Source organism: Pseudomonas fluorescens (assembly GCF_902498195.1).
Classification (GTDB): domain Bacteria; phylum Pseudomonadota; class Gammaproteobacteria; order Pseudomonadales; family Pseudomonadaceae; genus Aquipseudomonas; species Aquipseudomonas fluorescens_BU.
In genome coordinates this window covers 701,366-726,226 of record NZ_CABVIY010000002.1, presented here as the reverse complement: position 1 = coordinate 726,226, position 24,861 = coordinate 701,366, and the positions used below count along the sequence as shown (strand labels likewise).

Here is a 24,861-nt window from a genome sequence, read left to right as displayed (position 1 = left end):
CTTCAGGCAGTCAACGCAAAATGTTCAGCCACCGCTCGCTCGACCCAGGTACGGGCCTGACCGAGGTAATGGGCGGGGTCCAGCAGATGATCGAGTTCTTCAGCCGACAACTCGGCCGTCACTTGCGGTTCGTCGCCGAGTACCGCGCGCAGATGACGCTGTTCGGCCACGGCGCGTTTGCAGCATTGCTCCAACAGGTGATGAGCAGTATCGCGCCCGACCCGTTGCGCCAGGACGATACTCACCGCCTCGGCGAGCACCAGGCCCTGGGTCAGATCAAGGTTGCGGGCCATGCGTTCGGCGTCCACTTCCAGGCCCTGAGTGACCAGCAGTGCCTGTTTCAGGCTGCCGGACACCAGGCAGCAAATCTCCGGCAGGGTTTCCCACTCGGCATGCCACAAGCCCAGGCTGCGCTCGTGCTCCTGGGGCATGGCACTGAACAGGGTCGAGAGCAGGCCGGGCACCCGGGTCGCCGCGCCGATCAGCACCGCCGCGCCCACCGGGTTGCGTTTGTGCGGCATGGTCGAGGAACCGCCCTTGCCTGGCGCCGAGGGTTCGAACACTTCGCCGGCTTCCGTTTGCATCAACAGGCTGATGTCGCGTCCGAGTTTGCCGAGGCTGCCGGCGATCAATCCGAGGACCGAGCCGAACTCCACCAGCCGATCACGCTGGGTGTGCCAGGGCTGATCGGGCAAGCTCAGTTGCAGCTCGTCGGCCAGCGCCCGGGCAATCGGCATTGCCTTGTCACCCAAGGCCGCGAGGGTGCCGGAGGCGCCGCCGAATTGCAGCACCAGCAGGCGCGGCTTGAGTTCAAGCAGACGCTGGCGGCTGCGGGTCACCGCCCCCAGCCACCCGGCGATCTTCATGCCGAGGGTCACCGGGGTCGCGTGTTGCAGCCAGGTGCGCCCGGCCAGCGGCGTGGCCACGTAACGCTGGGCCTGGGTGGCGAGGACTTGCCCCAGTTGCTCAAGGTCGCTGTCGATCAGCGCCAGCGCCCGCCGCAGTTGCAGCACCAGGCCGCTGTCCATCACGTCCTGACTGGTCGCGCCCAAGTGCACGTAACGTTCGGCGTCAGCATCCTTCGCCGCGATCTGCTTGCCCAACGCCTTGACCAGCGGAATCGCCGAATTGCCGGCAGTGGCAATGGCATCACCGAGGGCGGCAAAATCGAAATGCCCGGCCTGGCAGGCCGCTTCAATGGGCGCCACGGCGCTCTGCGGAATCAGCCCGACCCGCGCTTCGGCCCGGGCCAGCGCAGCTTCGAAATCGAGCATGGCCTGGACCCGGCCCTGATCGCAAAACACCTCGCGCATATCGCGGGCAGTGAAATAGGCATCGAACAATTGATTGCCCGGTCGCTGGTTCATAAACAATCCCTGCAGACGCGGGCCACGCGGGCCCGCGGGTATGGATCAAAGGTCGTGATGCAAATACTTCGCTTGCTTGGGCAGGCGCAGGCTGAACAGGAACGCGATCGCCATCATCACCGTCACGTACCAGTAGAAGGAGTTCTCCATGCCGACGGCCTTGAGGCTCAGGGCAACATACTCCGCCGAACCGCCGAAGATTGCATTCGCCACCGCATACGCCAGGCCAACGCCCAGTGCGCGCACTTCGGGCGGGAACATTTCGGCTTTTACCAGGCCGCTGATCGAGGTGTAGAAACTGACGATCGCCAGCGCCACGGTGATCAGCACGAAGGCCAGGAACGGACTGCTGACACTTTTCAGGCTCAACAGGATCGGCACGGTGCACAGCGTGCCGAGCGCACCGAACCACAGCATCGAATTACGCCGGCCAATCTTGTCCGCGAGCATGCCGAAGAACGGCTGCATGCACATATAGAGAAAGAGCGCGCCGGTCATGATGTAGCTGGCGGTCTTGGCGTGCATGCCGGCGGTGTTCACCAGGTACTTCTGCATGTAAGTGGTGAAGGTGTAGAAAATCAGCGAACCGCCGGCGGTGTAACCGAGCACGGTGATGAACGCGGCTTTATGGTCGCGGAATAACGCACGGATACTGCCGGCGTCTTTGTTTTCGCGCATTTCCTTGCTGGTGGTTTCTTTCAGCGAACGGCGCAGGTACAGCGACACCAGTGCCGCCATGGCGCCGACCACGAACGGAATCCGCCAGCCGTAGGCACGCAGGTCATCCTCGGTGAGGAACTGTTGCAGGATCACCACCAGCGACACGGCCAGCAATTGCCCGCCGATCAGCGTCACGTACTGGAACGAGGCAAAGAACCCACGCTGGCCCTTGAGGGCGACTTCGCTCATGTAGGTGGCGGTGGTGCCGTATTCGCCGCCCACGGACAAGCCCTGGAGCAAACGGGCGAACAGCAGCAGGATCGGCGCCCAGACACCGATGTCCTTGTAGGTCGGCAGACAGGCGATGAGCAACGAACCGAAGCACATCATCAGAATCGAGATCAACATCGAGTTCTTGCGACCGTGCTTGTCCGCGACCCGGCCGAAGATCCAGCCGCCAATCGGTCGCATCAGGAAACCGGCGGCAAACACGCCGGCGGTATTGACCAGCTGTACCGTGGGGTTGTCGGACGGGAAAAACGCCGGGGCGAAATAGATCGCACAAAAGGCGTAGACGTAGAAGTCGAACCATTCGACCAGGTTGCCGGACGAGGCGCCGACAATGGCGAAGATGCGTTTTTTGCGCTCTTCGCCGGTGTAGAGGGCGGGTGAAGCGGTGGGGGTTGTCATTGTTATTTCACTCAATGGGGACAGTGACAGTCTAGACACACTTTGCAACAGTCCCGTTCCACAGATACATCAGCAACACCTCTCCCCTTGTGGGAGCGGGCTTGCTCGCGAAAACGGTGTGTCAGTCGATAAACATGTTGCCTGACACACCGCCTTCGCGAGCAAGCCCGCTCCCACAGGGGGTTAGGTATTGCTATCCATCAGACGCGTTCGATCGCCAGTGCCAGGCCCTGGCCAACGCCGACGCACATGGTCGCCAGACCTTTCCTGCCACCGGTTTTTTCCAGTTGATGCAGCGCCGTCAGTACCAGCCGCGCGCCGCTCATGCCCAATGGATGGCCCAGGGCAATCGCGCCACCGTTCGGGTTGACCTGAGGTGCATCGTCGGCGATCCCCAGCTCACGCAGTACCGCCAGGCCCTGGCTGGCGAAGGCTTCGTTGAGTTCGATCACGTCGAAATCGCTGACCGCCACCCCCAGGCGCTCGATCAGTTTGCGTACCGCCGGGACCGGGCCAATGCCCATCACCCGTGGCGCTACACCGGCGCTGGCCATGCCCAGCACCTTGGCGCGCGCGGTCAGGCCGTGTTTTTTCACCGCTTCGGCCGAGGCCAGGATCAACGCCGCCGCACCATCGTTCACGCCTGAGGCGTTGCCCGCGGTGACGGTTTTGTCAGGGCCGTTGACCGGCTTCAGCTTGGTCAGGGCTTCCAGGGTGGTGTCGGCGCGAGGATGCTCATCCTGGCTGACCACGGTTTCACCCTTTTTGTGGGCAATGCGCACTTCGACGATTTCTTCGGCAAAGAAGCCAGCGGCCTGGGCCACGGCGGTGCGTTGCTGGCTGCGCAGGGCAAAGGCGTCCTGGTCGGCACGGGAGACCTTATAGTCGTCGGCGACGTTGTCGGCGGTCTGCGGCATCGCATCCACGCCGTACTGGGCTTTCATCAACGGGTTGATGAAACGCCAGCCGATGGTGGTGTCTTCGAGTTTCATGTTGCGCGAGAACGCTGCGTCAGCCTTGCCCATCACGAACGGTGCGCGGGACATCGACTCGACACCGCCGGCAATCGCCAGCTCCATTTCGCCACTGGCGATGGCGCGGAACGCGGTGCCGATGGCGTCCATGCCCGATGCGCAGAGGCGGTTGAGCGTGACGCCGGGAATGCTGTCCGGCAGCCCGGCCAGCAGCAGCGCCATGCGCGCCACGTTGCGGTTGTCTTCGCCGGCCTGGTTGGCGCAACCGAGGAACACCTCGTCCACCGCCGTCCAGTCCACCGACGGGTTGCGCTCCATCAGCGCCTTGATCGGCACGGCGGCCAGGTCATCGGCGCGAACCGCCGACAGACCACCGCCGAAGCGGCCGATGGGGGTACGGATGGCGTCGCAGATATAAACGTCACGCATCACGCTTCTCCGGGTGCTTGGCCGTGGGCCGCGGCGGTGCGGGCTTCCAGATCGCGCAGCGCAGTCAGCTCGACTTCAGTCGGCTCGGCGTTGACATCGACGCTGTCGGCAAAACGGATCGGCCAGCCGGTGGCGGCGACCACTTGCTCGCGAGTCACGCCCGGATGCAACGAAGTGACCACGAACTCATTGGTGCCGGCTTCCGGCTCCATGGTGCACAGGTCGGTGATGATGCCGACAGGGCCGGCACCCGGCAGACCGAGACGCTTGCGCGAGTCGCCGCCTTCACCGTGGCCAACCGAGGTAATGAAGTCGAGCTTGTCGACGAACGAACGGGCCGACTGCTTGAGGATGATCAGCACGCTCTTGGCGGAACCAGCGATCTCCGGCGCGCCGCCGGCGCCCGGCAGACGGACCTTCGGTGCGTGGTAATCACCGACCACGGTGGTGTTGATGTTACCGAAACGGTCAACCTGGGCCGCGCCGAGGAAACCGACGTCAATGCGCCCGCCTTGCAGCCAGTAGCGGAAAATCTCGCCGGTCGGCACCACGGTGTCAGCGGTTTCCGCCAGTTCACCGTCACCGATCGACAGGGGCAGTACGCTCGGCTTGGCGCCGATCGGGCCCGATTCGTAGATCAGCACTACGTCTGGCGAGGACGTCAGGCGTGCCAGGTTGGCCGCTTTCGATGGCAGGCCGATGCCCACGAAGCACACCGAACCGTTTTTCAGGCGACGGGCAGCGGCAACGGTCATCATTTCATTGGTGGTGTAAGTCATTACTTCGCCTCCGAAGCGGCGGCCAGTTTGGCCTGGAACTCGCTGAAGTCAGCGCTGCCGTGGATGTATTCGTTGATCCACGCGGTGAAGGTTTCACGGTCGCGGGCAATCGGGTCCCAGGCCTGGTAGAAACGGTTGTCACGCTCGTTGTAACCGTGGGCGTAGGACGGATGCGCGCCGCCAGGAACGTGGCAGACAGCGCTCAAGGCCCAGGTCGGCAAGACGCAGGAGTTCATCGGTGCATTGAGGTCGTCGACGATTTCTTCCACGGTGACGATGCAGCGCTTGGCCGCCAGTGCGGCTTCTTTCTGCACGCCGAGAATGCCCCACAGCAGCACGTTGCCCTTGCGGTCGGCTTTCTGCGCGTGGATCACGGTGATGTCCGGACGCACCGAAGGCACGGCGGCGAGCACTTCGCCGGTGAACGGGCAGGTCACGGATTTGATCAGCGGGTTGACCTTCGGCAGGTCGGAGCCGGCGTAGGCACGCAGCACCGCGAACGGCAGGCCGGATGCGCCGGCGACGTAGGCATTGGCCAGGTCGGCGTGGCTGTGCTCTTCAATTTCCAGCGGGTGCGGCCACTGCTTCTCGACCGCATCGCGCAGACGGTGCAGCGAACCGACGCCCGGGTTGCCGCCCCAGGAGAAAATCAGCTTGCGGGCACAACCGGCACCGATCAACTGGTCGTAGATCAGGTCAGGGGTCATCCGCACCAGGGTCAGGTCTTTCTTGCCCTGGCGAATGATCTCGTGACCCGCCGCCGTAGGGATCAGGTGAGTGAAGCCTTCGAGTGCAACGGTATCGCCGTCGTTTACGAACTGCTTCACCGCGTCGTGCAGCGAAAGAATTTCAGCCATTGGGGCAGGCTCCCATTTGTTATTAACCGACAGTGGAAAAAGGCGCCGATGCGCAGCGCCGCAATGACTGAAGATTAAGCCTGTGAAGAAGGCCAAACAATCCGATAATCGACTGAATGTTCGATTATCGAACACATTGTTGTTCGGCTATCGGTTTGTGTCGCCGCAAAAGATCGCAGCCTTCGGCAGCTCCTACAGAGGTACGCGAATCCCTGTAGGAGCTGCCGAAGGCTGCGATCTTTGTGGCTAAATCTCTATTTCAAGCCAGGGATCAGGTCGCATCCGCATGACTGACCACGCCCTTGATCACCACCGCCGCCGTCGCCAGCGCCGCCGGAATCACCAGCGCCGTCAGCACCTGCTCGAAATTCCAGCCCAGGCCCAGCAGCGTCGCGCCCATCCACGCACCGAGGATCGCGCCGAAACGGCCGATACCGAGCATCCACGACACGCCGGTGGCGCGTCCCTGGGTCGGATAAAAACGCGCGGCCAACGATGGCATCGCCGATTGCGCGCCGTTCACACACATCCCGGCCACCAGCACCAGGGTCGCCAGCAGCGTGATACTGCCCAGGCTCTGCCCCACCGCGTAGGCAAACACCCCGGCCAGCAGGTAGAACGTGCCAATCACCTTGTGCGGATTGAACCGGTCCATCGCCCAGCCTACGCCCACCGCGCTCAGCACCCCGCCGAACTGGAACAACGCGCCGATAAACGCGGCCTGCTCCATGCTCGCGCCACTGTCGCGCATCAGGGTCGGCAGCCAACTGGTCAGCAGGTAAACGATCACCAGGCCCATGAAGTAGGTGAGCCACAGCAACAACGTCCCGACGCTGTAGGTGCCGGAGAAGATGACGGCGAACACGTTGCGCGCCTTCACGATTTTCTGTTCCGGGACACTGAAGCTGGCGGCCTGGGCGACCACCGTCGGGTCAATGGGCGCCAGCGTCTTGCGCACTTTGTCGGTACCGCGGTTACGCACGACCAGATAGCGCGCCGATTCCGGCAGCCAAAGCAGCAGAACGACGGCCAGGATCAGCGGCAAAACCCCACCGATCAGCAGCAGGCTGTGCCAACCGAAGGCCGGGATCAGTTTGGCGGAAATGAATCCGCCACCGGCCATGCCGAGATTGAAACCGCAGAACATGCTGGTCACCAGCAAGGATTTCTTGCGCTCCGGGGTGTATTCCGACAGCAGCGTGGTGGCGTTCGGCATCCCGGCGCCCAAGCCCAGCCCCGTGAGGAAACGCAAGACCAGCAGCTGGTCGACATTGGTGCTGTAGGCCGAGGCCAGGCTGAAGGCGCCGAATAGAAACACGGCGCTGACCAGTACGATTTTTCGCCCGAAGCGGTCAGCCAACGGGCCGGAACCCAGTGCGCCGAAGACCATGCCGATCAGCGCCGCACTCATGACCGGGCCCAGGCTGGCGCGGTCGATGCCCCAATCCTGCGACAGGGCCGGGGCGATGAACCCCATGGCCGCGGTGTCGAGGCCATCGAGGAAGACAATCAGGAAACACAGGATCACCACGCGCCACTGGTAGCGTGAAATCGGTTGAGCATTGATGAAGGACTGCACATCGAGGCAGTTTCCTACAGCGGATTGAGGCTGATTCATTATTGTTATTCCAGGCAAATGACACGGTCGAACGGGGGCCAGCTTGAGGCTGGCGCCGCCGCGACAGTATTAATCCGCTGGAATCAGCGTCAATTCACCAAAGTCGACTCTGTGCGTTTATCGAACAGCTTAGGCAAACAGCTGGGCGCTGAGGTCGCGGCTGGCGCTTAACAGGCCAGGCAGGAAACGCTGTTCCAGTTCGTTGCGGCTGACCCGGCCGGCGTGGGTGCTGACATTGAGGGCCGCGACCACCTGGCCGGAGGCGTCGTACACCGGGACGGCAATCGAGCGCAAACCCTGTTCCAGTTCCTGATCGACGATGCACCAGCCTTGTTGCCGCACTTCCTGCAGGCATTCGAGCAAGGCCTCGGGGGTATGGATCGTGCGACTGGTCTTGGCCTGCAGGTCGGCGTGATCGAGGTACTCGCGCAGCGACGTGTCATCGAGCGCGGCCAGCAGAATCCGGCCCATGGAGGTGCAATAGGCCGGCAGGCGCCCACCCACCGAGAGGTCGACCGAAATCAGGCGCTGGGTGGTCGCCGAGCGGGCGATGTACAGAATGTCATCACCTTCCAGGGTGGCCATGTTGCAGGCCTCGTGCAATTGCTCGCTCATGCGGTCCAGGTACGGCTGGGCCGAAACCGCCAGCGGCGTCGAGGAGACGTAGGCATGGCCCAGGGTCAGCACTTTGGGCAACAGGGAATAGGTGCGCCCGTCCGTGGTGGCGTAGCCGAGCTTGATCAGGGTATGCAGGCAACGCCTGACGGCGGCGCGGGGAATTTCCGTGCGGTGGCTGATCTGCGCAATGGTCAGGTGCCGCTTGCGCTCCTGAAAGGCTTGCACCACCGCCAGCCCGCGCGCCAGCGAAGTCATGAAGTCCGGGTCGCCGGTCAGCGCCTGGATCCGCTTGGCGGGTGAAGCGACGATTGGCGGTGCCACTGAAGCGAAGGAATTGCGCAGTTGATCATTCATAAAAGGTCCTTTCCCACACGGATCAGCGGCTATTACAAGCGGCATGGGCCAGGCAAACAAGCCCGACCAGGCAACATTGGGCGATTATCGAACCATCGACCGATTATCGCAATCGACTCCCGCCACTTCCGACCCCGACCGGCCAACACCCCGGGGCATGCCACCGTCCTTTATATGTTTGCGCGCCGTCGGGAATGTTGCCTGGAGGTGGAGGTAGTTGCCCTAAGTTGTTCGACTTAATGGCGTCAGAAAGGCATCGCCGCACAGGGGTATCCAGCAACGCGCTAGTTGCCTGTAAAAGTTACGGCAACAAAACCATCACGATCTACTTTTAACTCTTTGACGATAGTGTTCTGTGATTCGCTCGCTATAATGCAAATCAGTAGCCAGGCGGTTTTCCTTCGCCGATCCCGCTACCCGGTGGCGCGATGTTCCATCGCCGCCACCCTCGGCAAGCGTGCGACGCCGACTGCATGTGCATCGCCAACGCGCTCGCTGGAACAGGAATCTGATGCTACGTCAGCTATTTATCTCTGGTGCCGTGGCCGCCTGCAACATGGACGTACTGATCTCCCTGCCGTAAAAACGATGCCTGACCGGGCCTTGTTCTTTCGAAGAGCGTGATCACTACATTGAACGCAGCGCGTTTCACCAGAATTTATCTCAACATAATCAGGTAACACTGTGACGAAAGACGAACTGCGCGTGGAACTTGAGCGCCAGGAACAACGATACAAGGAAGTTTACGGCGGGGAAGTCACCACCTACGCCGCCCAACCCGAACCGGAACGCAAACCCTGGCGTAAACGCGCCACCGTTCAGGATCAGGTTTTCAAGCAAGAACTGGAAAAAATGGAAAAGGAACTCAAAGCCGAAGAGCCTTGACGGACCCGGCTTGAATTTTTCCTGGGGTCTGCGTTTACACCCGTTAAAAGCGGGAAGTACGAATGTTGCCTTTTGCGCCCGCCAAGAGCGGGCAGCGGCCACCTTGCCCCACCTGACAAGGTAAAAGGCTCATATCTGACCCTCCTTTCGGAAATTTCATACAAGCGGTCAAATCGCCCCATCCGGCGAGCGCAACCCTTGTGCCAGCGGCGTTTTCAAAGAAATTCAATGACTTGCAAGCCACGAAAAATGGCCGGTCTTGCGGGTATAGCTGAAAAAAAATTCATTGAAGAATGTTACCGATGAGCAGCTAGTGCATCGATTGACAGTCTTTTCTGGCATAATCGCGCCCCCTTATGACCGGGTCAGAAAACCTTCATGATCGATTTATTCAGCGGACTGGATGCTTGGGTGCTTGTGAGCCTCTTGCTCGCCCTGGCTTTTGTCCTCGCCTTCGAGTTCATCAATGGATTTCATGACACCGCTAACGCGGTAGCCACTGTTATCTACACCAAAGCGATGCCGCCTCACCTGGCGGTGTTCTTCTCCGGTGTGTTCAATTTCCTCGGCGTGTTGCTGGGCGGTGTGGGCGTGGCGTATGCCATCGTCCACCTGCTGCCGGTAGAACTGCTGATCAATGTGAATACTGGCCATGGCCTGGCGATGGTCTTCTCGTTGCTCGCCGCAGCCATCACCTGGAACCTTGGCACCTGGTACTTCGGTATCCCCGCCTCCAGCTCCCATACGCTGATCGGTTCGATCCTCGGCGTGGGCCTGGCCAACGCCCTGATCAACGAGATTCCGCTGGCCGACGGGGTGAACTGGCAGAAGGCGATCGATATCGCCATGTCGCTGGTGTTCTCGCCCATGGCGGGCTTCCTGATCGCCGCGCTGATCCTGATCGGCCTTAAATGGTGGCGTCCGCTGTCGAAAATGCACAAGACGCCGGAACAGCGTCGCAAGATCGACGACAAGAAACACCCGCCGTTCTGGAACCGCCTGGTATTGGTGATCTCGGCCATGGCCGTGAGCTTCGTGCACGGTTCCAACGATGGCCAGAAAGGTATCGGCCTGATCATGCTGGTGCTGATCGGTATCGTGCCGGCGCAGTTCGTCCTCGACCTGAACAGCACCACCTACCAGATCGAGCGTACCCGCGACGCCACCCTGCACCTGAGCCAGTTCTACCAACGCAATGCCGAATCGCTGGGTGAATTCCTGGCCCTGGGCAAAAGCGTGGAAGGCGATCTGCCGGAGAAATTCCGCTGCAACCCGCAGCAGACCGAACCGACCATCACCGCCCTGCTCGGTACCCTCAAGGGTGTAGCCGACTACCACTCGCTGTCGTCGGAAAGCCGGATCGAAGTGCGTCGTTACCTGCTCTGCCTGGACGACACTGCTAAGAAGGTCAGCAAGTTGCCGATCCTGGGCGCCCGCGAAAAGGCTGACCTGGACAAGCTGCGCAAAGACCTGACCACCACCACCGAATACGCGCCGTTCTGGGTGATTCTGGCGGTTGCTCTGGCCTTGGGCCTGGGCACCATGGTCGGCTGGAAACGCGTGGTGCTGACCATCGGCGAGAAGATCGGCAAGCAAGGCATGACCTACTCCCAGGGCATGTCGGCGCAGATCACCACCGCCAGCCTGATCGGCATGGCCAACATCTTCAGCCTGCCGGTGTCCACCACCCATGTGCTGTCCTCGGGTGTGGCCGGGACCATGGTCGCCAACAAAAGCGGCCTGCAAGGCGGTACTGTCAAAACCATCTTGCTGGCCTGGGTGCTGACCCTTCCGGCCACGGTGGCCTTGTCGGCCGGCCTGTTCTGGCTGGCGTCGAAGGCACTGGGCAGCTGATACGCAGCTGAACGAAAAAGGCGCGCTCCGCAAGGACCGCGCCTTTTTTATATCCACCAATCACCACCTATCAACTGTGGGAGCGGGCTTGCTCGCGAATGCGGATTAACATTCAACACAGACATTGACTGGTCCACCGCGTTCGCGAGCAAGCCGCTCCCACAGGACTCTGTGTTGGCTGTCAGTTTTTCGCAGGCAAAAAAAAGGGCAACCGAAGTTGCCCAAAATGCCTTGCGTGCTCATTGCCTCCAGAAAGACCTACGGTTTTTTCCGTTTGTGCGAGTCCTTCCAGATAAAAAATCCGAATCCTGCGAAAAACATCAGCATGAGGCCGACGGTCAGCACTCCGGCGATCACCACGTTATCGAAAAACATGACGCGTCTCCTGCGGTTGCCCTGTTGCGATGGGGCTAAGTTAACCAATCAGGCAGGCGCAAATATTGACCGGGATCAATGTTGCCCGGGACGGGGCGTAAAGGCGGGGGGAAACTGACCTGCATCAATCGATGCAGGGGGGGATCAACGTTTTTTCGGCTTGTTTTTCGGCTTTTTCTTCACTTTGGCCAAGGGCATGGCCTGCTCGAACGCCTGGCGTACCTCATTCAGGCGCTTGTCATTCAGGTCATGGACACGCTTGGCGCGTTCGGCGTTGAGGTCGATCAGCTTGTCGTCTTGGCTCATGGCGTTCAGTGCATCGCTTGAAATGAAATACAGCTGCCGCGGCATTCGGCAGGATTGCACCAATAATGCGGTCTGGCGCCGACGCTGACCAGTCTCGACCTCAAATCTGGATATCGACCCACAAGCCCTGGCGCGGCTGGTCTTCCATCAGCGGGGCCACCGGCACGGTGTTGTCGGCATTGAGTTCGTCACCGGGAATGGCCAGATGGGCTTCAGGATCTTCATCGGCTTCACGACGCCGCCGTTCCTGCTCCTGCTTGCGACGCTGCTCTTCTCGCAACAGCAGGGCCGTTTCTTCGGGGTCGCGTTTTTGCAGGTCGATGGTGCTGTCGCTGGAGCTCTCCTGCACTGGAACCACGGGCGCGATGTCCGGGCGCGGGCGGACCGGGTCGTGCTGGGACGTGATGGGCACGGCACTCAAGGGGAGCATCGGTGGCAGCATATTTATGGGTCTCCTGTCATCAGTCTGTCGGCCGCGGGGATGGCGACTTGAGCCATCGGTCGCAAACTGTGACCCGGTTGGCACCTGCCGGGGTTGGCGCAGGCTACGATCTTTATCGGACACCACGTATCTCAAGCGTTCCCCAAGATCAAAAGATCGCAGCCTGCGGCAGCTTCTACGCCGTAAACCTTTTGGTCTAGAGGACCGATTCCGTTACCATAGCCCGCTTTTTCAAGGTGGGAGTCAGGCAGCATGGCGCAGCAGTATCAACCGGGGCAACGCTGGATTAGTGACAGTGAAGCCGAGCTGGGTTTGGGCACCGTTCTGGCACAGGACGGCCGCTTGTTGACCGTGCTCTACCCGGCCACTGGCGACACCCGCCAGTACGCGCTACGGAATGCGCCCCTCACTCGCGTGCGGTTTTCACCGGGTGACACCATCACTCACTTCGAAGGCTGGAAACTGACCGTTCGCGAAGTCGACGACATGGATGGCCTGCTGGTCTACCACGGCCTCAACGCGCAGAACGAAGTGGTCACCCTGCCGGAAACCCAGCTGTCGAACTTTATCCAGTTCCGCCTGGCCAGCGACCGCTTGTTCGCCGGCCAGATCGACCCGCTGGCCTGGTTCTCCCTGCGCTACCACACCCTGGAACACACCAGCCGCCAGTTGCAGTCCTCGCTGTGGGGCCTGGGTGGCGTGCGTGCGCAACCGATCGCGCACCAGCTGCACATCGCCCGCGAAGTCGCCGACCGTATCGCGCCACGGGTTCTGCTGGCGGACGAAGTGGGCCTGGGTAAAACCATCGAAGCCGGCCTGGTGATCCATCGCCAGCTGCTGTCCGGCCGCGCCAATCGCGTGCTGATCCTGGTGCCGGAAAACCTCCAGCACCAGTGGCTGGTGGAAATGCGCCGCCGTTTCAACCTGCAGGTTGCGCTGTTCGATGAAGAGCGCTTCATCGAAAGCGATGCCTCCAACCCGTTCGAAGACACCCAGCTCGCGCTGGTGGCACTCGAATGGCTGGTAGAAGACGAGAAGGCCCAGGACGCGCTGTTCGCTGCCGGCTGGGACTTGCTGGTGGTCGACGAAGCGCACCACCTGGTGTGGCACGAAGATCAGGTCAGCCCCGAATACTCGCTGGTCGAGCAACTCGCTGAAACCATTCCCGGCGTGTTGTTGTTGACCGCTACCCCGGAACAACTGGGCCAGGACAGCCACTTCGCCCGTCTGCGCCTGCTCGACCCGAATCGCTTCCATGACCTGCAAGCGTTCAGGGCCGAGAGCGAAAACTATCGCCCGGTCGCCGAAGCCGTCCAGGAGCTGCTGGAGAAGGGACGTCTGTCGCCACAAGCGCACGAGACCATCCACGGTTTCCTCGGCAACGAAGGCGAGGCCCTGCTGACCGCGGTCAACGATGGCGACACCGAAGCCAGCGCCCGCCTGGTGCGCGAGCTGCTGGACCGCCACGGCACCGGTCGCGTGCTGTTCCGTAATACCCGTGCCGCCGTGCAGGGTTTCCCGGAGCGCAAGCTGCACCCTTATCCGCTGCCGTGCCCGGACGAGTACCTCGAACTGCCGTTGGGCGATCACGCCGAGCTGTACCCGGAAGTCAGCTTCCAGGCCCAGCCGGACGCCAGCGAAGAAGAGCGCTGGTGGAAATTCGACCCGCGCGTCGAGTGGCTGATCGACCAGCTGAAAATGCTCAAGCGCACCAAAGTGCTGGTGATCTGCGCCCACGCCGAAACCGCCATGGACCTGGAAGACGCCCTGCGCGTGCGCTCCGGCATCCCAGCCACGGTGTTCCACGAGGGCATGAACATCCTTGAACGGGACCGCGCCGCCGCGTACTTCGCCGACGAAGAATTTGGCGCCCAGGTACTGATCTGCTCGGAAATCGGCAGCGAAGGCCGCAACTTCCAGTTCTCCCATCACCTGGTGCTGTTCGACCTGCCATCCCACCCGGATCTGCTGGAGCAGCGGATCGGTCGTCTGGACCGGATCGGCCAGAAGCACACCATTGAATTACACGTGCCGTACCTGGAAACCAGCCCGCAAGAGCGCCTGTTCCAGTGGTACCACGAGGCGCTGAACGCGTTCCTCAATACCTGCCCGACCGGCAACGCCCTGCAACATCAGTTCGGCCCACGCCTGCTGCCGTTGCTGGAAGAGGCCGACGACGGTGAATGGCAGGCGCTGATCGACGAGGCCCGCACCGAGCGCGAGCGTCTGGAAGCCGAGCTGCACACCGGTCGCGACCGCTTGCTGGAACTCAACTCCGGCGGCGCTGGCGAAGGTGAAGCGCTGGTGGAAGCGATTCTTGAGCAAGACGACCAGTTCGCCCTGCCGATCTACATGGAAACCCTGTTCGACGCCTTCGGCATCGACAGCGAGGACCACTCGGAAAACGCCCTGATCCTCAAGCCGAGCGAAAAAATGCTCGACGCCAGTTTCCCGCTGGGCGACGACGAAGGCGTGACCATCACTTACGACCGCAACCAGGCGCTGTCGCGCGAAGACATGCAGTTCATCACCTGGGAACACCCGATGGTGCAGGGCGGCATGGACCTGGTGCTGTCAGGGTCCATGGGCAACACCGCCGTGGCACTGATCAAGAACAAGGCGCTGAAACCCGGCACCGTGCTGCTGGAACTGCTCTACGTCAGCGAAGTCGTTGCCCCGCGTTCGCTGCAACTGGGCCGTTACCTGCCGCCGGCCGCCCTGCGCTGCCTGCTCGATCCCAATGGCAATGACCTGTCGCCCCGGGTGGCCTTCGAGACGCTGAACGATCAACTCGAAAGCGTGCCACGCGCCAGCGCCAACAAGTTCATCCAGGCCCAGCGCGATCAGCTGACGCCACGGATCAATGCCGGCGAAGACAAGATCTACCCGCGTCACGCCGAACGCGTGGCCGAAGCGCAACGTCGCCTGGCGGCCGATACCGATGAAGAACTGGCACGCCTGACAGCGTTGCAAGCGGTCAACCCGACCGTGCGTGACAGCGAACTGGTTGCCTTGCGCAAGCAACGCGAGCAAGGCCTGGCCATGCTCGACAAGGCGGCGCTGCGACTGGAAGCGATCCGGGTGTTGGTGGCGGGCTAAGTCTCCTGCCCTACCGGTAAACAAAAAGGCCCGCAGTGATGCGGGCCTTTTTTGTTTGCTTGGGTTCTCAGGTGTTGCTCAAGGCCTCTTCGCGAGCAAGCCCGCTCCCACAGGGGTGCGCATTTCAAATGTGGGAGCGGGCTTGCTCGCGAAGACGGCTAGGCAGTCGCCACGTTACCTTCCGGCTCAACCACCGCCACCAGCCCATCCTTCATCCGCTGGGCATCGCGCACGAAACACCGCGCTGCCAGCACCAGGAACACCATGGTGAAGAACAACGCCACCGGAATCAGGTACATCGCATCATGCAGGCCGACCGCCTTGAACGCCTCGGTCATCTGCCCGGCACCGGCCGACAACATGGCCGTGTGCGCAAAGTGATCCGACAGGGCGCCCACCACCACCGGCCCCAAACCACCCCCCAGTAAATACAACCCGGCGAAGAACAGTGCCATCGCCGTCGCCCGCAGGCGCGGCTCGACCACGTCCTGGATCGCCGTGTAGACGCAGGTATAGAAGTTATAGGCGAACAGCCAGCCGACACTGAACACGGCCACGAACACACCAATCTCGATCCGCCCCGAATGCAGCGCCCACGCCGTGCACAGGGTAGAAATGATCAGGCTGAACGCGGCGAACAGCAGGCGACCATTGGCGACGCGCTGGTGGATCTTGTCCGCGACCCACCCGCCCAGTGTCAAGCCGATCAAGCCGGTCACGCCGACGATGATCCCGGTCGCCACCGCCGCCTCCTGTAAGGGCATCAGGAAGTAGCGTTGCAACATCGGCACCAGGAACGAATTGCAGGCGTAGGTGGCGAAGTTAAAGCACAGCCCGGCCAGCACCAGCCACAGAAAGGTCGGCACCGCCAGGATACGGCGGATCGGCCGATCGACCTTCTCCTGCGACACCTGCACACTTTCAGCGGCACCGCGCTTGGGCTCTTTGATGAAGAACATGAAGACCGCGAGGATCAGCCCCGGCACCGCGGCAATGAAGAACGGCGCACGCCAGCTGTCGAACGCCTTGACCATCGCGCCGATGGTGAAGAACGCCAGCAACAGCCCCAACGGCAGCCCGAGCATGAATATCCCCATGGCCCGCGCCCGACGATGAGCCGGAAACAAGTCGCCGATCAACGAGTTGGCGGCCGGCGCATAACTGGCTTCACCGATGCCGATGCCCATGCGCACGATCAGGAAGCTCCAGAAACTGCCGACCATGCCGTTGACCGCGGTCAGCCCGCTCCACGCCGCCAGGCCCCAGCCCATCAATTTGCTGCGCGAACCGGTGTCGGCCATCCGCCCCAGGGGCAGACCGGCGATCGCATAGACGATGGTGAATGCGGTGCCGATGATCCCCAGCTGAAAATCGCTGAGATGCCATTCCATGCGGATCGGCTCGATGATAATGGCCGGGATGGTGCGGTCGAAAAAGTTGAACAGGTTGGCCAGGAACAGCAGGAACAGAATGCGCCAGGCATTCGCCGCTTGGGTCGAGTTCTGCATGGGGTCCGTCTCTTTTATTGTTATAGGGCTTCATTGCCAGTGCATCCGAGCCCGGAACCTGCAATCTAGTCAGGCCGGCCAATGCTGTCTGTAATTATTCGTAAAGCTGATACCCGCCCATGGAACGCAGCACTGCTCATGCAACTATTTATTTCCAAACGCTCTAACGATCATTCCAAAACAGTAGGGTCCAATTTGCCACCATCCCTTGCGAACCGTACCTGAGCTCTATACTTCAGGACATTCGCCAGCGTTCCTTGCGCAGGCCCAGGGAACCAACATGGGACACGCTATGGAGTGGCTTGGTTTGCATTTCATTACAGAGCTGCCAGACAACGGGCAGGTCATACTCAATTGCATCCATGACCCTTTTCTGGTGCTTCTGGCTTTTCTGGTCGCCTGTGCCGGCAGCTTTGCCACGCTGGACATGGCCGAACGCGTCGCGCATGCGGAAAAACCCGCCTCCCGGCGGCTGTGGCGCTGGGTCGGCGCCGGGTGCCTGGCCGGCGGGATCTGGGCCATGCACTTTATCGGCATGCTGGCGTTCCAGGCGCCGGTCGCGGTGCATTACCAACTGCCCATCACCCTGGTTTCGCTGTTGATCGCCCTGCTCGCTTCGTGGCTGGCGATGCAGACACTGAGCCGCCCAACCCTCAGCTTCTGGCAATGCCTCCAGGCTTCGGTGTGGATCGGCCTGGGCATCGCCACCATGCATTACGTGGGCATGTCCGCCCTGCGCTCTCAAGCGGTGGCCTACTACCAGCCGACCCTGTTCGCCCTCTCCATCCTGATTGCGATTGGCGCCAGTCTCGCGGCACTGCTGCTGGCGAGTTACTTGCGCAACGGCACCGGCATGTTCCATCAACTGCTCAAGTACGGCGCCAGCCTGATCCTCGGAACCGGCATCATCAGCATGCACTTCACCGGCATGGCCGCCTTCAACCTGGTGTTGCCCACCGGCAGCCTGCTCAACCAGCCCGGGGAAAACAACCACTTGCAACTGGGCCTGACGGTGGCCGTCATGACGCTGCTGATCATCGGCAGCAGCATCAGCGCGGCGCTGGCGGACAAGAAGCTGCAACACAAGGAACATGACCTGCAACGGGTCAATTCCCTGTTGAGCCAACTGGATCAGGCGCGCATGTCCCTGCAACAGGTGGCGCACTTTGACCCCCTGACCAACCTGATCAACCGCCGCGGTTTCAACCAGCTGTTCGCCGAGAAACTCATCGAGAAAACCCACACCGGCGGCATGCTGGCCGTGCTGTTCCTCGACATCGACCATTTCAAGCGCATCAACGACAGCCTCGGCCACGACGCCGGCGACGAACTGCTCAAAGTGCTCGCCGGCCACATCAAAAGCTCGGTGCGCAGTCATGACGACGTGGTAGCGCGCTTCGGCGGTGACGAGTTCTGCATGCTCATCAACCTCAATGATCGCGAAGAGGCGCGCCAGCTGGCCCAGCGCATCCTGTTGAAAATGAAGGAGCCCATCGAGCTGGCCGGGCGGCGCATGGTCATGACCACCAGCATTGGCATCAGCCTGTTTCCCGAAGACGGCAAGAGCTGTGATGAGCTGCTGAAAAATGCCGACCTGGCGCTGTATCAGTCCAAGGGCTGCGGTCGCAACGGTCTGAATTTCTTCAGTGCTAACCTCAAGGCCCGCGCCACGCTGGAACTGCAACTGGAAGAAGAACTGCGCCATGCGCTGCGCGAAGACACCGGCCTGATGCTGTATTACCAGCCGATCTACGACCTCAAGACCGGTCAGGCCAGCAAGCTTGAAGCGTTGATTCGCTGGCAACATCCGGTCCACGGACTCCTCGCACCGGACCGCTTCATCCCCCTCGCCGAGGCCAACGGCCTGATCACCGAACTGGACAACTGGGTACTGCGCAAGGCCTGCGAGGACCTCGGCGAGTTGTCTCGCCAGGGGTGCGAGGAATTGAAGATCGCCGTGAACTGCTCGCCCCTGAGCCTGGCGCGCGAAGAACTGGCCGGCCAGATCGAACAGGCGTTGCGCAGCACCAGCGTTGCCCCGCAGCGCCTGGAACTGGAAGTGACCGAGAACGCGCTGATGGGCAACATCGCCGACACGCTGGAACTGCTGCGACAGATCCGTGCCTTGGGCGTGTCGTTGTCGATCGATGACTTTGGCACCGGTTACTCCTCCCTCGCCTATCTCAAGCGCTTGCCGCTCACCACACTGAAGATCGACCGCTCGTTCATCCAGGACATTCCCAAGTCGACCCAGGACATGGAAATCGTCCAGGCGATTATCGCCATGGCCCATACCCTGCACCTGGAAGTGGTCACGGAAGGCGTCGAAACCTTTGAGCAGTACCAGTTTCTCGAGTGCTACGGCTGCGATTTCGTCCAGGGCTACCTGCTCAGCCGTCCGGTCCCGCTGGCTGAACTACGTCCGGTGCTGAACGAGATCAACCAGCGCAAGCACGCCTACTCCCTTACGCCGTTGAGTCTGGTTCACGGTACATCTGCACTAATGTAGACGGGTCTTTTTCCAGGAATCCCTGCCCGCCATGCAGTCGCATCAGCTGCGCCGCCAGGCCGCTGATCGGTGTCGCCGAACCCTGTTCGCGGGAAAATTTCACCGCTGAATCGAGGTCCTTGAGCAAAGTCCGCACGTGCCATTTCACCGGTTCGAAGCGACTCTCGGCCATTTGCGGGGCGAGGATCTGGAAGGATCGGGAATCGGCAAAACCACCGGCCAGCGCCTCGGCGATCAGGCTCGCATCGACCCCGGACCGCTCCGCCAGCGCAATCACTTCGGCAATCACCAGCGCATTGCAGGCCACGATCATCTGGTTGCAGGCCTTGGTCACTTGCCCCGCCCCGACCGCGCCCATGTGCGTCACGCGCTGACCCAGGCTCAATAGCGCCGGCTTGATGCGTTCGAGATCAGCCGCCGCGCCACCCACCATGATCGCCAGGCTGCCCGCCTCGGCACCCACCACGCCACCGGACACCGGCGCATCGAGCCAGCCCATGCCGGTCTTGCCGACAAGCTCTGCCGCCATTTCCCGCGTCGCGGTGGGTTCCAGGCTGGAAAAATCCACCAGCAACTGGCCGCTTTTTGCTCCTTCGACGACCCCGGCCACGCCAAACACCACCTCGCGCACCACGGCGGTGTCCGCCAGGCACAGCATCACCACGTCGGCGTGCCGGCACAGGTCTGCCGGGCTGGCGACCTGGCGCGCACCCGCCTCGACCAGCGGCGCGCATTTGTCCGGATTGCGGTTCCAGACCGTCAGCGGATACCCCGCCGCCAGCAGGCGCCGGCACATCGGCAGCCCCATCAGACCGATTCCGGCAAACCCCAACGAAGGTAGTGTTGACATCATTTTGCCTCCTTTTGATTAAAGATCGCCGAATATTGGCCGATTCATCATGACTCAGGAAAGGATTCCCCCGAGCGACGTTCAGGCCACGGCTCTGACGCTTGGGCCAAATACGCGCTGATAAAAGACGCGAGTTCTCATTCCGTGACGGTTCGACGACAGCGTGTCGCCCGACCAAACCAGCCCAGGTACATGGCGAACAATGACTTCTAAAAATAACCCGGCCACTGCGGTATCCGACCTGACCTTGAGCCCTGCGGCGAACAGCCCCACCTCGTCGAAGCCATTGCTCCCGTCACGCCCGCTGGCGACCCAGCAATACCTGTATTTCACCGAAACCAACACCGACCGCATCCTCGACAACCTCGACGGCCTGCGCGACATGGTGTTCCCGCGCCCGCCGCACCTGGAAGGCGACAACGAACAGCACAACGACCAGGAATTCCCGTCGGTGTGCCTGATCGGCCTGGGCCGCTGCGGTTCGAACATCGCGCTGGATGTTGCGGAGCTGGTGTACAACGCCCGCAAGTTCTACCTCAACGAATTCAACAGTGAAGACCGCCTGGCGCCGGACAAGCGCTATGCCGAAAAAGGCTACAGCCCGGCACAATGGATTCGCAACAACCTGCGCCTGATGCCGAACAAGGCCACCAAACCGGTGTTCCTGGTCGAACCGCTGGTGATGCTCGGCGACCTGGACAAAGACATCGCCGGTCGTATCCGCTTCTCGCGCAAGGGCGAAAAAAGCGGTTTCCTGCGCGACTACAGCAAAATGAAGATCATGGACTTGTCGGAAGTCCACGCCGGTGGCGCCGGTAACGCGCCGATCCTCGGCCAGTACCTGGCCAAGATCATCCTGAACAAGGACACCCAGCGTTTCTCCAGCCCTGACTGGAAGATGATTCACTCGTACCTGATCGACAGCTGCGGCATCAAGGCCAACCAGTCGCGCCTGTACTTCTCGATCTTCAGCGCCGGCGGCGGTACCGGCTCGGGCATGGCCTCGGAATTCGGCCTGGCCCAGCAGCACTCGTACATGAACAAGACGTTCGACACCAAGCCGATGGACGAGCACGACGGCAAGAGCGGTCATTCCTTCGTTTTCGAACCGATCTTCACCAGCGGCATCTGCGTGCTGCCGAACATTTCCGATCACCGCAGCGAAATGTCCGAAGCGCTGCACATCAACGCCGGTCGCCTGCTGTGTAAATACCTGTCTGAAGAATGGGACTTCTCCTACAACTTCGCCAATGAAGACAGCAGCGAAGCCAGCGTCATGGGCCGTATCCGCCCGTGGAACGCGATGATGCTGATCTCCAACGACATCATGCGTTACGCCGAAGAAAGCGATGACGGCAATATCCAGAACATTGATGTCAATGCCATGGAGAAGCACGCCAACCAGTACATCTCGCAGCAGATCTTCAATATTCTGACGGCGCAGGCGGTCACCACCGACTACGACCAGAACTATTTCCGTCGCGCCGGTATCGACATCGGCGAAACCATTCGCCTCGATGCCAATGACCTGTTCATGAGCCTGGCCGGCCCGGTGGCGATTGCCTACGCCGAGTCCGTGGTCCCGGAAACCCAGGCGCCTACCGGCGACAAGTTCAAGGTGTTCGAGAAAGAGCCACAGCGCCTGAACATCGACGACCTGTTCTTCCGCTCCATTGACCTGCCGCACTTCAACAAGGTCACCCAGGCCATCGAAGGCATCAGCCTGCTGCCGATCGAGTCCAAGCGCTATCGCGCGTCGCTGGAGCAGTACAAGAATTCGGGCTATGACGCGGCGGCGCTGCACGACCTGCACTTCTTCAAGAACTGCTCGTCGGTGGTGTCGATCGTTTCCCTGCCCAAGGACTACAAGCTGTCCTACATGGACCTGAACCGGTTGAAGACGCACCTCAACAGCCTGTTCCCGAACACCACGCTCAAGCGCTACGCGCTGGTCATCGGCGCCTCGGCCAACCTGTCGCTGACAACCCTGATCGCCAAGAGCCCCTGCCTGTCGGACGACTTCCTGACGCTGATCGTGGCCTTCATCAAGCGTTGCTTCGCGAAAAGCCCGTACCGCTTCGACGACACGCTGGATAACTCGATCCTGGACTTCATCATCAATGAAGAGTTCGACGAAGCGCTGATCGACGACCTGCTCAACGAGTTCGAAAACCCGGCGAAGATCCTCGATACCAACTGGTACGCGATCAAACCGATGTACGAGAAAAAGTACCGCGAGCTGATCAATGACAAGGACAAGTTCGTCTCGATCAACGACATCCGCCTGTCACGCGACTGCGTGAAGAAATCGATCAAGTACCTGCGCGAGATCTACCGTCATCGCATTGGCAAGACCAAGGTGATTTCGTTGAATAACCATACCGGTAAAAGCTTCTAAACCGCGTCGTCCCATTCGCGAGCAAGCCCGCTCCCGCATTTGGCCGTGTTCCGTCAGTCAGGAATGCGCTCAATTGTGGGGGCGGGCTTGCCCGCGAAAGCGGCCTGCTTCACGACTGGAACAACATCCGGAAACAATTAAGCAGCCCTCAGGCCGCTCGCTCAACTGTTCCCGTTACGTTTACGTCACCGTGAGGCTGGGGTCTTTCTCTACGGCAACATGCCATCACGCTACTCGGCTACACACTTTAAACACTCGGCGACACGCACCAAACAGGTGCAAGCACTCAAGCCTTCGCTCTTTCCTGGATCATGATCCACGGCGAAACAACCACCGCCCACAACTCCGGATCACGCTCGAAAAGATCCAGCGCCCGCGTTTCAGAGAGCTTGGAGAGTTTGTCGGCGGCCAGCCAGGCAGCCACTTTCTCGCCCTCATCGGTGGCCACGGCCTCGGCGGCGGCGATCAAATCCAGGCTCGGGTCGACCCACAATAGGGCACCCTTGGCGAAGAATGGCTCAAGCTCCTTCCAGGTAATAGATGCGGTTTCACCAAGCAGCTTGGCATAGAGGGTGCTAGGTTCTTCAGTCATGGGTCCGGTCCGGAAAAGAAATTGACGCAATGATAACGTCGGTGGTCTGGCAGAAAAACCCAGAAGCAATTTGCATCACAGAATGAAAAGCGCAGGAAAGCCAAGGAATGCACGGAATCTGGCTATAAGCCCGTCAATACCCCGCCGCAATTCTGTCTTTTTCTTTCACAAAAGCGACATCCCCAAGTTTTGCCCCCTGGCGCCAGCTTCCCAGGCTGACAATCGGCGCTCTACACTGTACCGGTACAGTTGCCGAGGGGCTTTTCCGGGGAATGTCGTAGATACTGACCCGGTTCTGCTGCCGACGGCGCCAGGACTATAAAAACTACAACAGTAAGAGTGGAGCACTATGACTAAGGCTACTAAGCAGATTTCCAAACTGTTTGCCGCTATGGTTCTGGCCGGGGTTGCCAGCCATTCGTTTGCAGCTGACACCATCAAGATCGGCATCGCCGGCCCAAAAACCGGTCCTGTAGCCCAATACGGCGACATGCAGTTCAGTGGCGCCAAAATGGCCATCGAACAGATCAACGCCAAAGGCGGCGTAGACGGCAAGAAACTCGAAGCCGTTGAATACGATGACGCCTGTGATCCTAAACAAGCGGTAGCGGTCGCAAACAAGGTCGTCAACGACGGCGTCAAGTTCGTGGTCGGCCACCTGTGCTCCAGCTCCACTCAACCGGCTTCGGACATCTACGAAGACGAAGGCGTGATCATGATCACCCCGGCTGCCACCAGCCCGGACATCACCAACCGTGGTTACAAAATGGTGTTCCGCACCATCGGCCTGGACAGCGCCCAGGGCCCTGCGGCTGGTAACTACATCGCCGACTTCGTAAAACCGAAAATCGTTGCTGTCCTGCACGACAAACAGCAATACGGTGAAGGCATCGCCACCGCCGTGAAGAAAACCCTGGAAGGCAAAAACGTCAAGGTTGCCGTGTTCGAAGGCGTCAACGCCGGCGACAAGGACTTCTCCTCGATCATCGCCAAGCTCAAGCAAGCCAACGTCGACTTCGTCTACTACGGCGGCTACCACCCGGAGCTGGGTCTGATCCTGCGTCAAGCCCAGGAAAAAGGCCTGAAAGCCAAGTTCATGGGGCCGGAAGGCGTGGGTAACGACTCCATTTCGCAGATCGCCAAGGACGCTTCCGAAGGCCTGCTGGTGACACTGCCGAAATCCTTCGACCAGGATCCGGCGAACGTCGCCCTGGCTGACGCGTTCAAGGCCAAGAAAGAAGATCCAAGCGGTCCGTTCGTGTTCCCGGCCTACTCGGCTGTGGAAGTGATCGCCGAAGGCATCAAGGCTGCCAAGTCCGAAGACGCTGCCAAAGTGGCTGAAGCCATCCACAAAGGCACCTTCAAGACCCCTACCGGCGACCTGAGCTTCGACGACAAGGGCGACCTGAAAGACTTCAAATTCGTGGTTTACGAGTGGCACTTCGGCAAACCAAAAACTGAAGCCAAGCCTCAGTAAGGCCCCGCCTGACTGACTGCCAATAAAGCCCACGGCGTGCCGTGGGCTTTGTTTTACGAACGTACCTGGGCCGCGCTGGCGTGATCCGCTAGTCTCCCCACCTGAAAATCTCAAAACCGTCATCAGCGGTTCGCTGGCAAACCCCGAATTCGAAGTGGATGCAGATCCACGGGGCTCGGGCGGGAAAATGACTCCACCAGTGAAATGCGTATCAGGTTTT

At 60.8% G+C, this 24,861-nt stretch carries 19 protein-coding genes; 6 read left to right on the top strand and 13 right to left on the bottom strand.

The annotated features are described in order from the left end of the window. Positions 1-2: 2 nt before the first annotated feature. The 7 genes from F8N66_RS08735 to pcaR form a co-directional block, all read right to left on the bottom strand. On the bottom strand, positions 3-1,367 hold the full coding sequence (locus F8N66_RS08735) for a 3-carboxy-cis,cis-muconate cycloisomerase (RefSeq protein ID WP_150769786.1): 1,365 nt from the start codon (positions 1,365-1,367) through the stop codon (positions 3-5). Between the two features lie 45 nt (positions 1,368-1,412). Then, the gene (locus F8N66_RS08730) at positions 1,413-2,717 is read right to left on the bottom strand and encodes an MFS family transporter (RefSeq protein WP_150769785.1); all 1,305 of its coding nucleotides are present in this window, start codon (positions 2,715-2,717) and stop codon (positions 1,413-1,415) included. Positions 2,718-2,917: 200 nt separating this feature from the next. After that, positions 2,918-4,123, bottom strand: coding sequence for a 3-oxoadipyl-CoA thiolase (gene pcaF / locus F8N66_RS08720; protein WP_191622939.1), 1,206 nt, complete (start codon positions 4,121-4,123; stop codon positions 2,918-2,920). Then, complete coding sequence (locus F8N66_RS08715; RefSeq protein WP_150769783.1) at positions 4,120-4,899, bottom strand: CoA-transferase subunit beta; 780 nt, start codon at positions 4,897-4,899, stop codon at positions 4,120-4,122. Before F8N66_RS08715 ends, pcaF begins: the two co-directional genes overlap by 4 nt. Beyond that, positions 4,899-5,756 (bottom strand): CoA transferase subunit A, encoded by an 858-nt coding sequence (locus F8N66_RS08710; protein WP_020798340.1) that lies wholly within the window; start codon positions 5,754-5,756, stop codon positions 4,899-4,901. Before F8N66_RS08710 ends, F8N66_RS08715 begins: the two co-directional genes overlap by 1 nt. A gap of 271 nt (positions 5,757-6,027) precedes the next feature. Beyond that, positions 6,028-7,374: an MFS transporter gene (locus F8N66_RS08705; protein ID WP_150769782.1), complete on the bottom strand. Its 1,347-nt coding sequence runs from the start codon at positions 7,372-7,374 to the stop codon at positions 6,028-6,030. A gap of 129 nt (positions 7,375-7,503) precedes the next feature. Next, positions 7,504-8,346 carry a pca regulon transcriptional regulator PcaR gene (gene pcaR / locus F8N66_RS08700; protein WP_150769781.1) on the bottom strand — a complete coding sequence of 281 codons (843 nt, stop codon included), beginning with the start codon at positions 8,344-8,346 and terminating at the stop codon, positions 7,504-7,506. Positions 8,347-9,030: 684 nt separating this feature from the next. Here pcaR and F8N66_RS08695 point away from each other — a divergent pair. Continuing rightward, positions 9,031-9,231 (top strand): hypothetical protein, encoded by a 201-nt coding sequence (locus tag F8N66_RS08695; RefSeq protein WP_034146736.1) that lies wholly within the window; start codon positions 9,031-9,033, stop codon positions 9,229-9,231. A gap of 378 nt (positions 9,232-9,609) precedes the next feature. Continuing rightward, a complete protein-coding gene (locus F8N66_RS08690; RefSeq protein ID WP_150769780.1) occupies positions 9,610-11,085 on the top strand; it encodes an inorganic phosphate transporter in 1,476 nt (491 codons plus the stop codon). 258 nt (positions 11,086-11,343) lie between these two features. Here the strand turns inward: F8N66_RS08690 and ccoM are convergent, their stop codons facing one another. The 3 genes from ccoM to F8N66_RS08685 all read right to left on the bottom strand — a co-directional run bounded on the left by ccoM (position 11,344) and on the right by F8N66_RS08685 (position 12,208). Further along, on the bottom strand, positions 11,344-11,460 hold the full coding sequence (gene ccoM / locus F8N66_RS31995; protein ID WP_318195196.1) for a cytochrome c oxidase subunit CcoM: 117 nt from the start codon (positions 11,458-11,460) through the stop codon (positions 11,344-11,346). Positions 11,461-11,604: 144 nt separating this feature from the next. Next, a complete protein-coding gene (locus F8N66_RS31460; protein WP_191622937.1) occupies positions 11,605-11,766 on the bottom strand; it encodes a hypothetical protein in 162 nt (53 codons plus the stop codon). A gap of 100 nt (positions 11,767-11,866) precedes the next feature. Further along, the gene (locus F8N66_RS08685; RefSeq protein ID WP_150769779.1) at positions 11,867-12,208 is read right to left on the bottom strand and encodes an aspartate-semialdehyde dehydrogenase; all 342 of its coding nucleotides are present in this window, start codon (positions 12,206-12,208) and stop codon (positions 11,867-11,869) included. 252 nt (positions 12,209-12,460) lie between these two features. Between F8N66_RS08685 and rapA the strand changes: the two genes are divergently transcribed. Further along, complete coding sequence (gene rapA, locus F8N66_RS08680) at positions 12,461-15,307, top strand: RNA polymerase-associated protein RapA (RefSeq protein ID WP_150769778.1); 2,847 nt, start codon at positions 12,461-12,463, stop codon at positions 15,305-15,307. A gap of 158 nt (positions 15,308-15,465) precedes the next feature. Here the strand turns inward: rapA and F8N66_RS08675 are convergent, their stop codons facing one another. Next, the gene (locus F8N66_RS08675; RefSeq protein ID WP_150769777.1) at positions 15,466-16,815 is read right to left on the bottom strand and encodes a spinster family MFS transporter; all 1,350 of its coding nucleotides are present in this window, start codon (positions 16,813-16,815) and stop codon (positions 15,466-15,468) included. Between the two features lie 292 nt (positions 16,816-17,107). Between F8N66_RS08675 and F8N66_RS08670 the strand changes: the two genes are divergently transcribed. Then, positions 17,108-19,324 carry a putative bifunctional diguanylate cyclase/phosphodiesterase gene (locus F8N66_RS08670; RefSeq protein WP_318195348.1) on the top strand — a complete coding sequence of 739 codons (2,217 nt, stop codon included), beginning with the start codon at positions 17,108-17,110 and terminating at the stop codon, positions 19,322-19,324. Here the strand turns inward: F8N66_RS08670 and F8N66_RS08665 are convergent. After that, entirely contained in the window at positions 19,281-20,177 is an 897-nt protein-coding gene (locus F8N66_RS08665) for an NAD(P)-dependent oxidoreductase (RefSeq protein WP_150769775.1), read from the bottom strand. The two genes, F8N66_RS08670 and F8N66_RS08665, sit on opposite strands and share 44 nt — an antisense overlap. Before the next feature lie 199 nt (positions 20,178-20,376). On the opposite strand from F8N66_RS08665, the gene F8N66_RS08660 reads away from it, so the two are divergent. Then, positions 20,377-22,572, top strand: coding sequence for a hypothetical protein (locus F8N66_RS08660; protein ID WP_150769774.1), 2,196 nt, complete (start codon positions 20,377-20,379; stop codon positions 22,570-22,572). Positions 22,573-22,858: 286 nt separating this feature from the next. On the opposite strand, the gene F8N66_RS08655 is transcribed toward F8N66_RS08660, so the two are convergent. Further along, positions 22,859-23,164: a DUF2288 domain-containing protein gene (locus F8N66_RS08655; protein ID WP_150769773.1), complete on the bottom strand. Its 306-nt coding sequence runs from the start codon at positions 23,162-23,164 to the stop codon at positions 22,859-22,861. A gap of 349 nt (positions 23,165-23,513) precedes the next feature. On the opposite strand from F8N66_RS08655, the gene F8N66_RS08650 reads away from it, so the two are divergent. Next, complete coding sequence (locus tag F8N66_RS08650) at positions 23,514-24,641, top strand: branched-chain amino acid ABC transporter substrate-binding protein (RefSeq protein ID WP_150769772.1); 1,128 nt, start codon at positions 23,514-23,516, stop codon at positions 24,639-24,641. Positions 24,642-24,861: the final 220 nt, after the last annotated feature.

Excerpts from the sequence above, each read along its gene's own strand:
- F8N66_RS08735 (WP_150769786.1), bottom strand. The coding sequence starts at position 1,367 with ATGAACCAGCGACCGGGCAATCAATTGTTCGATGCCTATTTCACTGCC.
- F8N66_RS08730 (WP_150769785.1), bottom strand. The coding sequence starts at position 2,717 with ATGACAACCCCCACCGCTTCACCCGCCCTCTACACCGGCGAAGAGCGC.
- F8N66_RS08715 (WP_150769783.1), bottom strand. The coding sequence starts at position 4,899 with ATGACTTACACCACCAATGAAATGATGACCGTTGCCGCTGCCCGTCGC.
- F8N66_RS08710 (WP_020798340.1), bottom strand. The coding sequence starts at position 5,756 with ATGGCTGAAATTCTTTCGCTGCACGACGCGGTGAAGCAGTTCGTAAAC.
- F8N66_RS08705 (WP_150769782.1), bottom strand. The coding sequence starts at position 7,374 with ATGAATCAGCCTCAATCCGCTGTAGGAAACTGCCTCGATGTGCAGTCC.
- pcaR (WP_150769781.1), bottom strand. The coding sequence starts at position 8,346 with ATGAATGATCAACTGCGCAATTCCTTCGCTTCAGTGGCACCGCCAATC.
- F8N66_RS08690 (WP_150769780.1), top strand. The coding sequence starts at position 9,610 with ATGATCGATTTATTCAGCGGACTGGATGCTTGGGTGCTTGTGAGCCTC.
- ccoM (WP_318195196.1), bottom strand. The coding sequence starts at position 11,460 with ATGTTTTTCGATAACGTGGTGATCGCCGGAGTGCTGACCGTCGGCCTC.
- F8N66_RS31460 (WP_191622937.1), bottom strand. The coding sequence starts at position 11,766 with ATGAGCCAAGACGACAAGCTGATCGACCTCAACGCCGAACGCGCCAAG.
- F8N66_RS08685 (WP_150769779.1), bottom strand. The coding sequence starts at position 12,208 with ATGCTGCCACCGATGCTCCCCTTGAGTGCCGTGCCCATCACGTCCCAG.
- rapA (WP_150769778.1), top strand. The coding sequence starts at position 12,461 with ATGGCGCAGCAGTATCAACCGGGGCAACGCTGGATTAGTGACAGTGAA.
- F8N66_RS08675 (WP_150769777.1), bottom strand. The coding sequence starts at position 16,815 with ATGCAGAACTCGACCCAAGCGGCGAATGCCTGGCGCATTCTGTTCCTG.
- F8N66_RS08670 (WP_318195348.1), top strand. The coding sequence starts at position 17,108 with ATGGAGTGGCTTGGTTTGCATTTCATTACAGAGCTGCCAGACAACGGG.
- F8N66_RS08665 (WP_150769775.1), bottom strand. The coding sequence starts at position 20,177 with ATGATGTCAACACTACCTTCGTTGGGGTTTGCCGGAATCGGTCTGATG.
- F8N66_RS08660 (WP_150769774.1), top strand. The coding sequence starts at position 20,377 with ATGACTTCTAAAAATAACCCGGCCACTGCGGTATCCGACCTGACCTTG.
- F8N66_RS08655 (WP_150769773.1), bottom strand. The coding sequence starts at position 23,164 with ATGACTGAAGAACCTAGCACCCTCTATGCCAAGCTGCTTGGTGAAACC.
- F8N66_RS08650 (WP_150769772.1), top strand. The coding sequence starts at position 23,514 with ATGACTAAGGCTACTAAGCAGATTTCCAAACTGTTTGCCGCTATGGTT.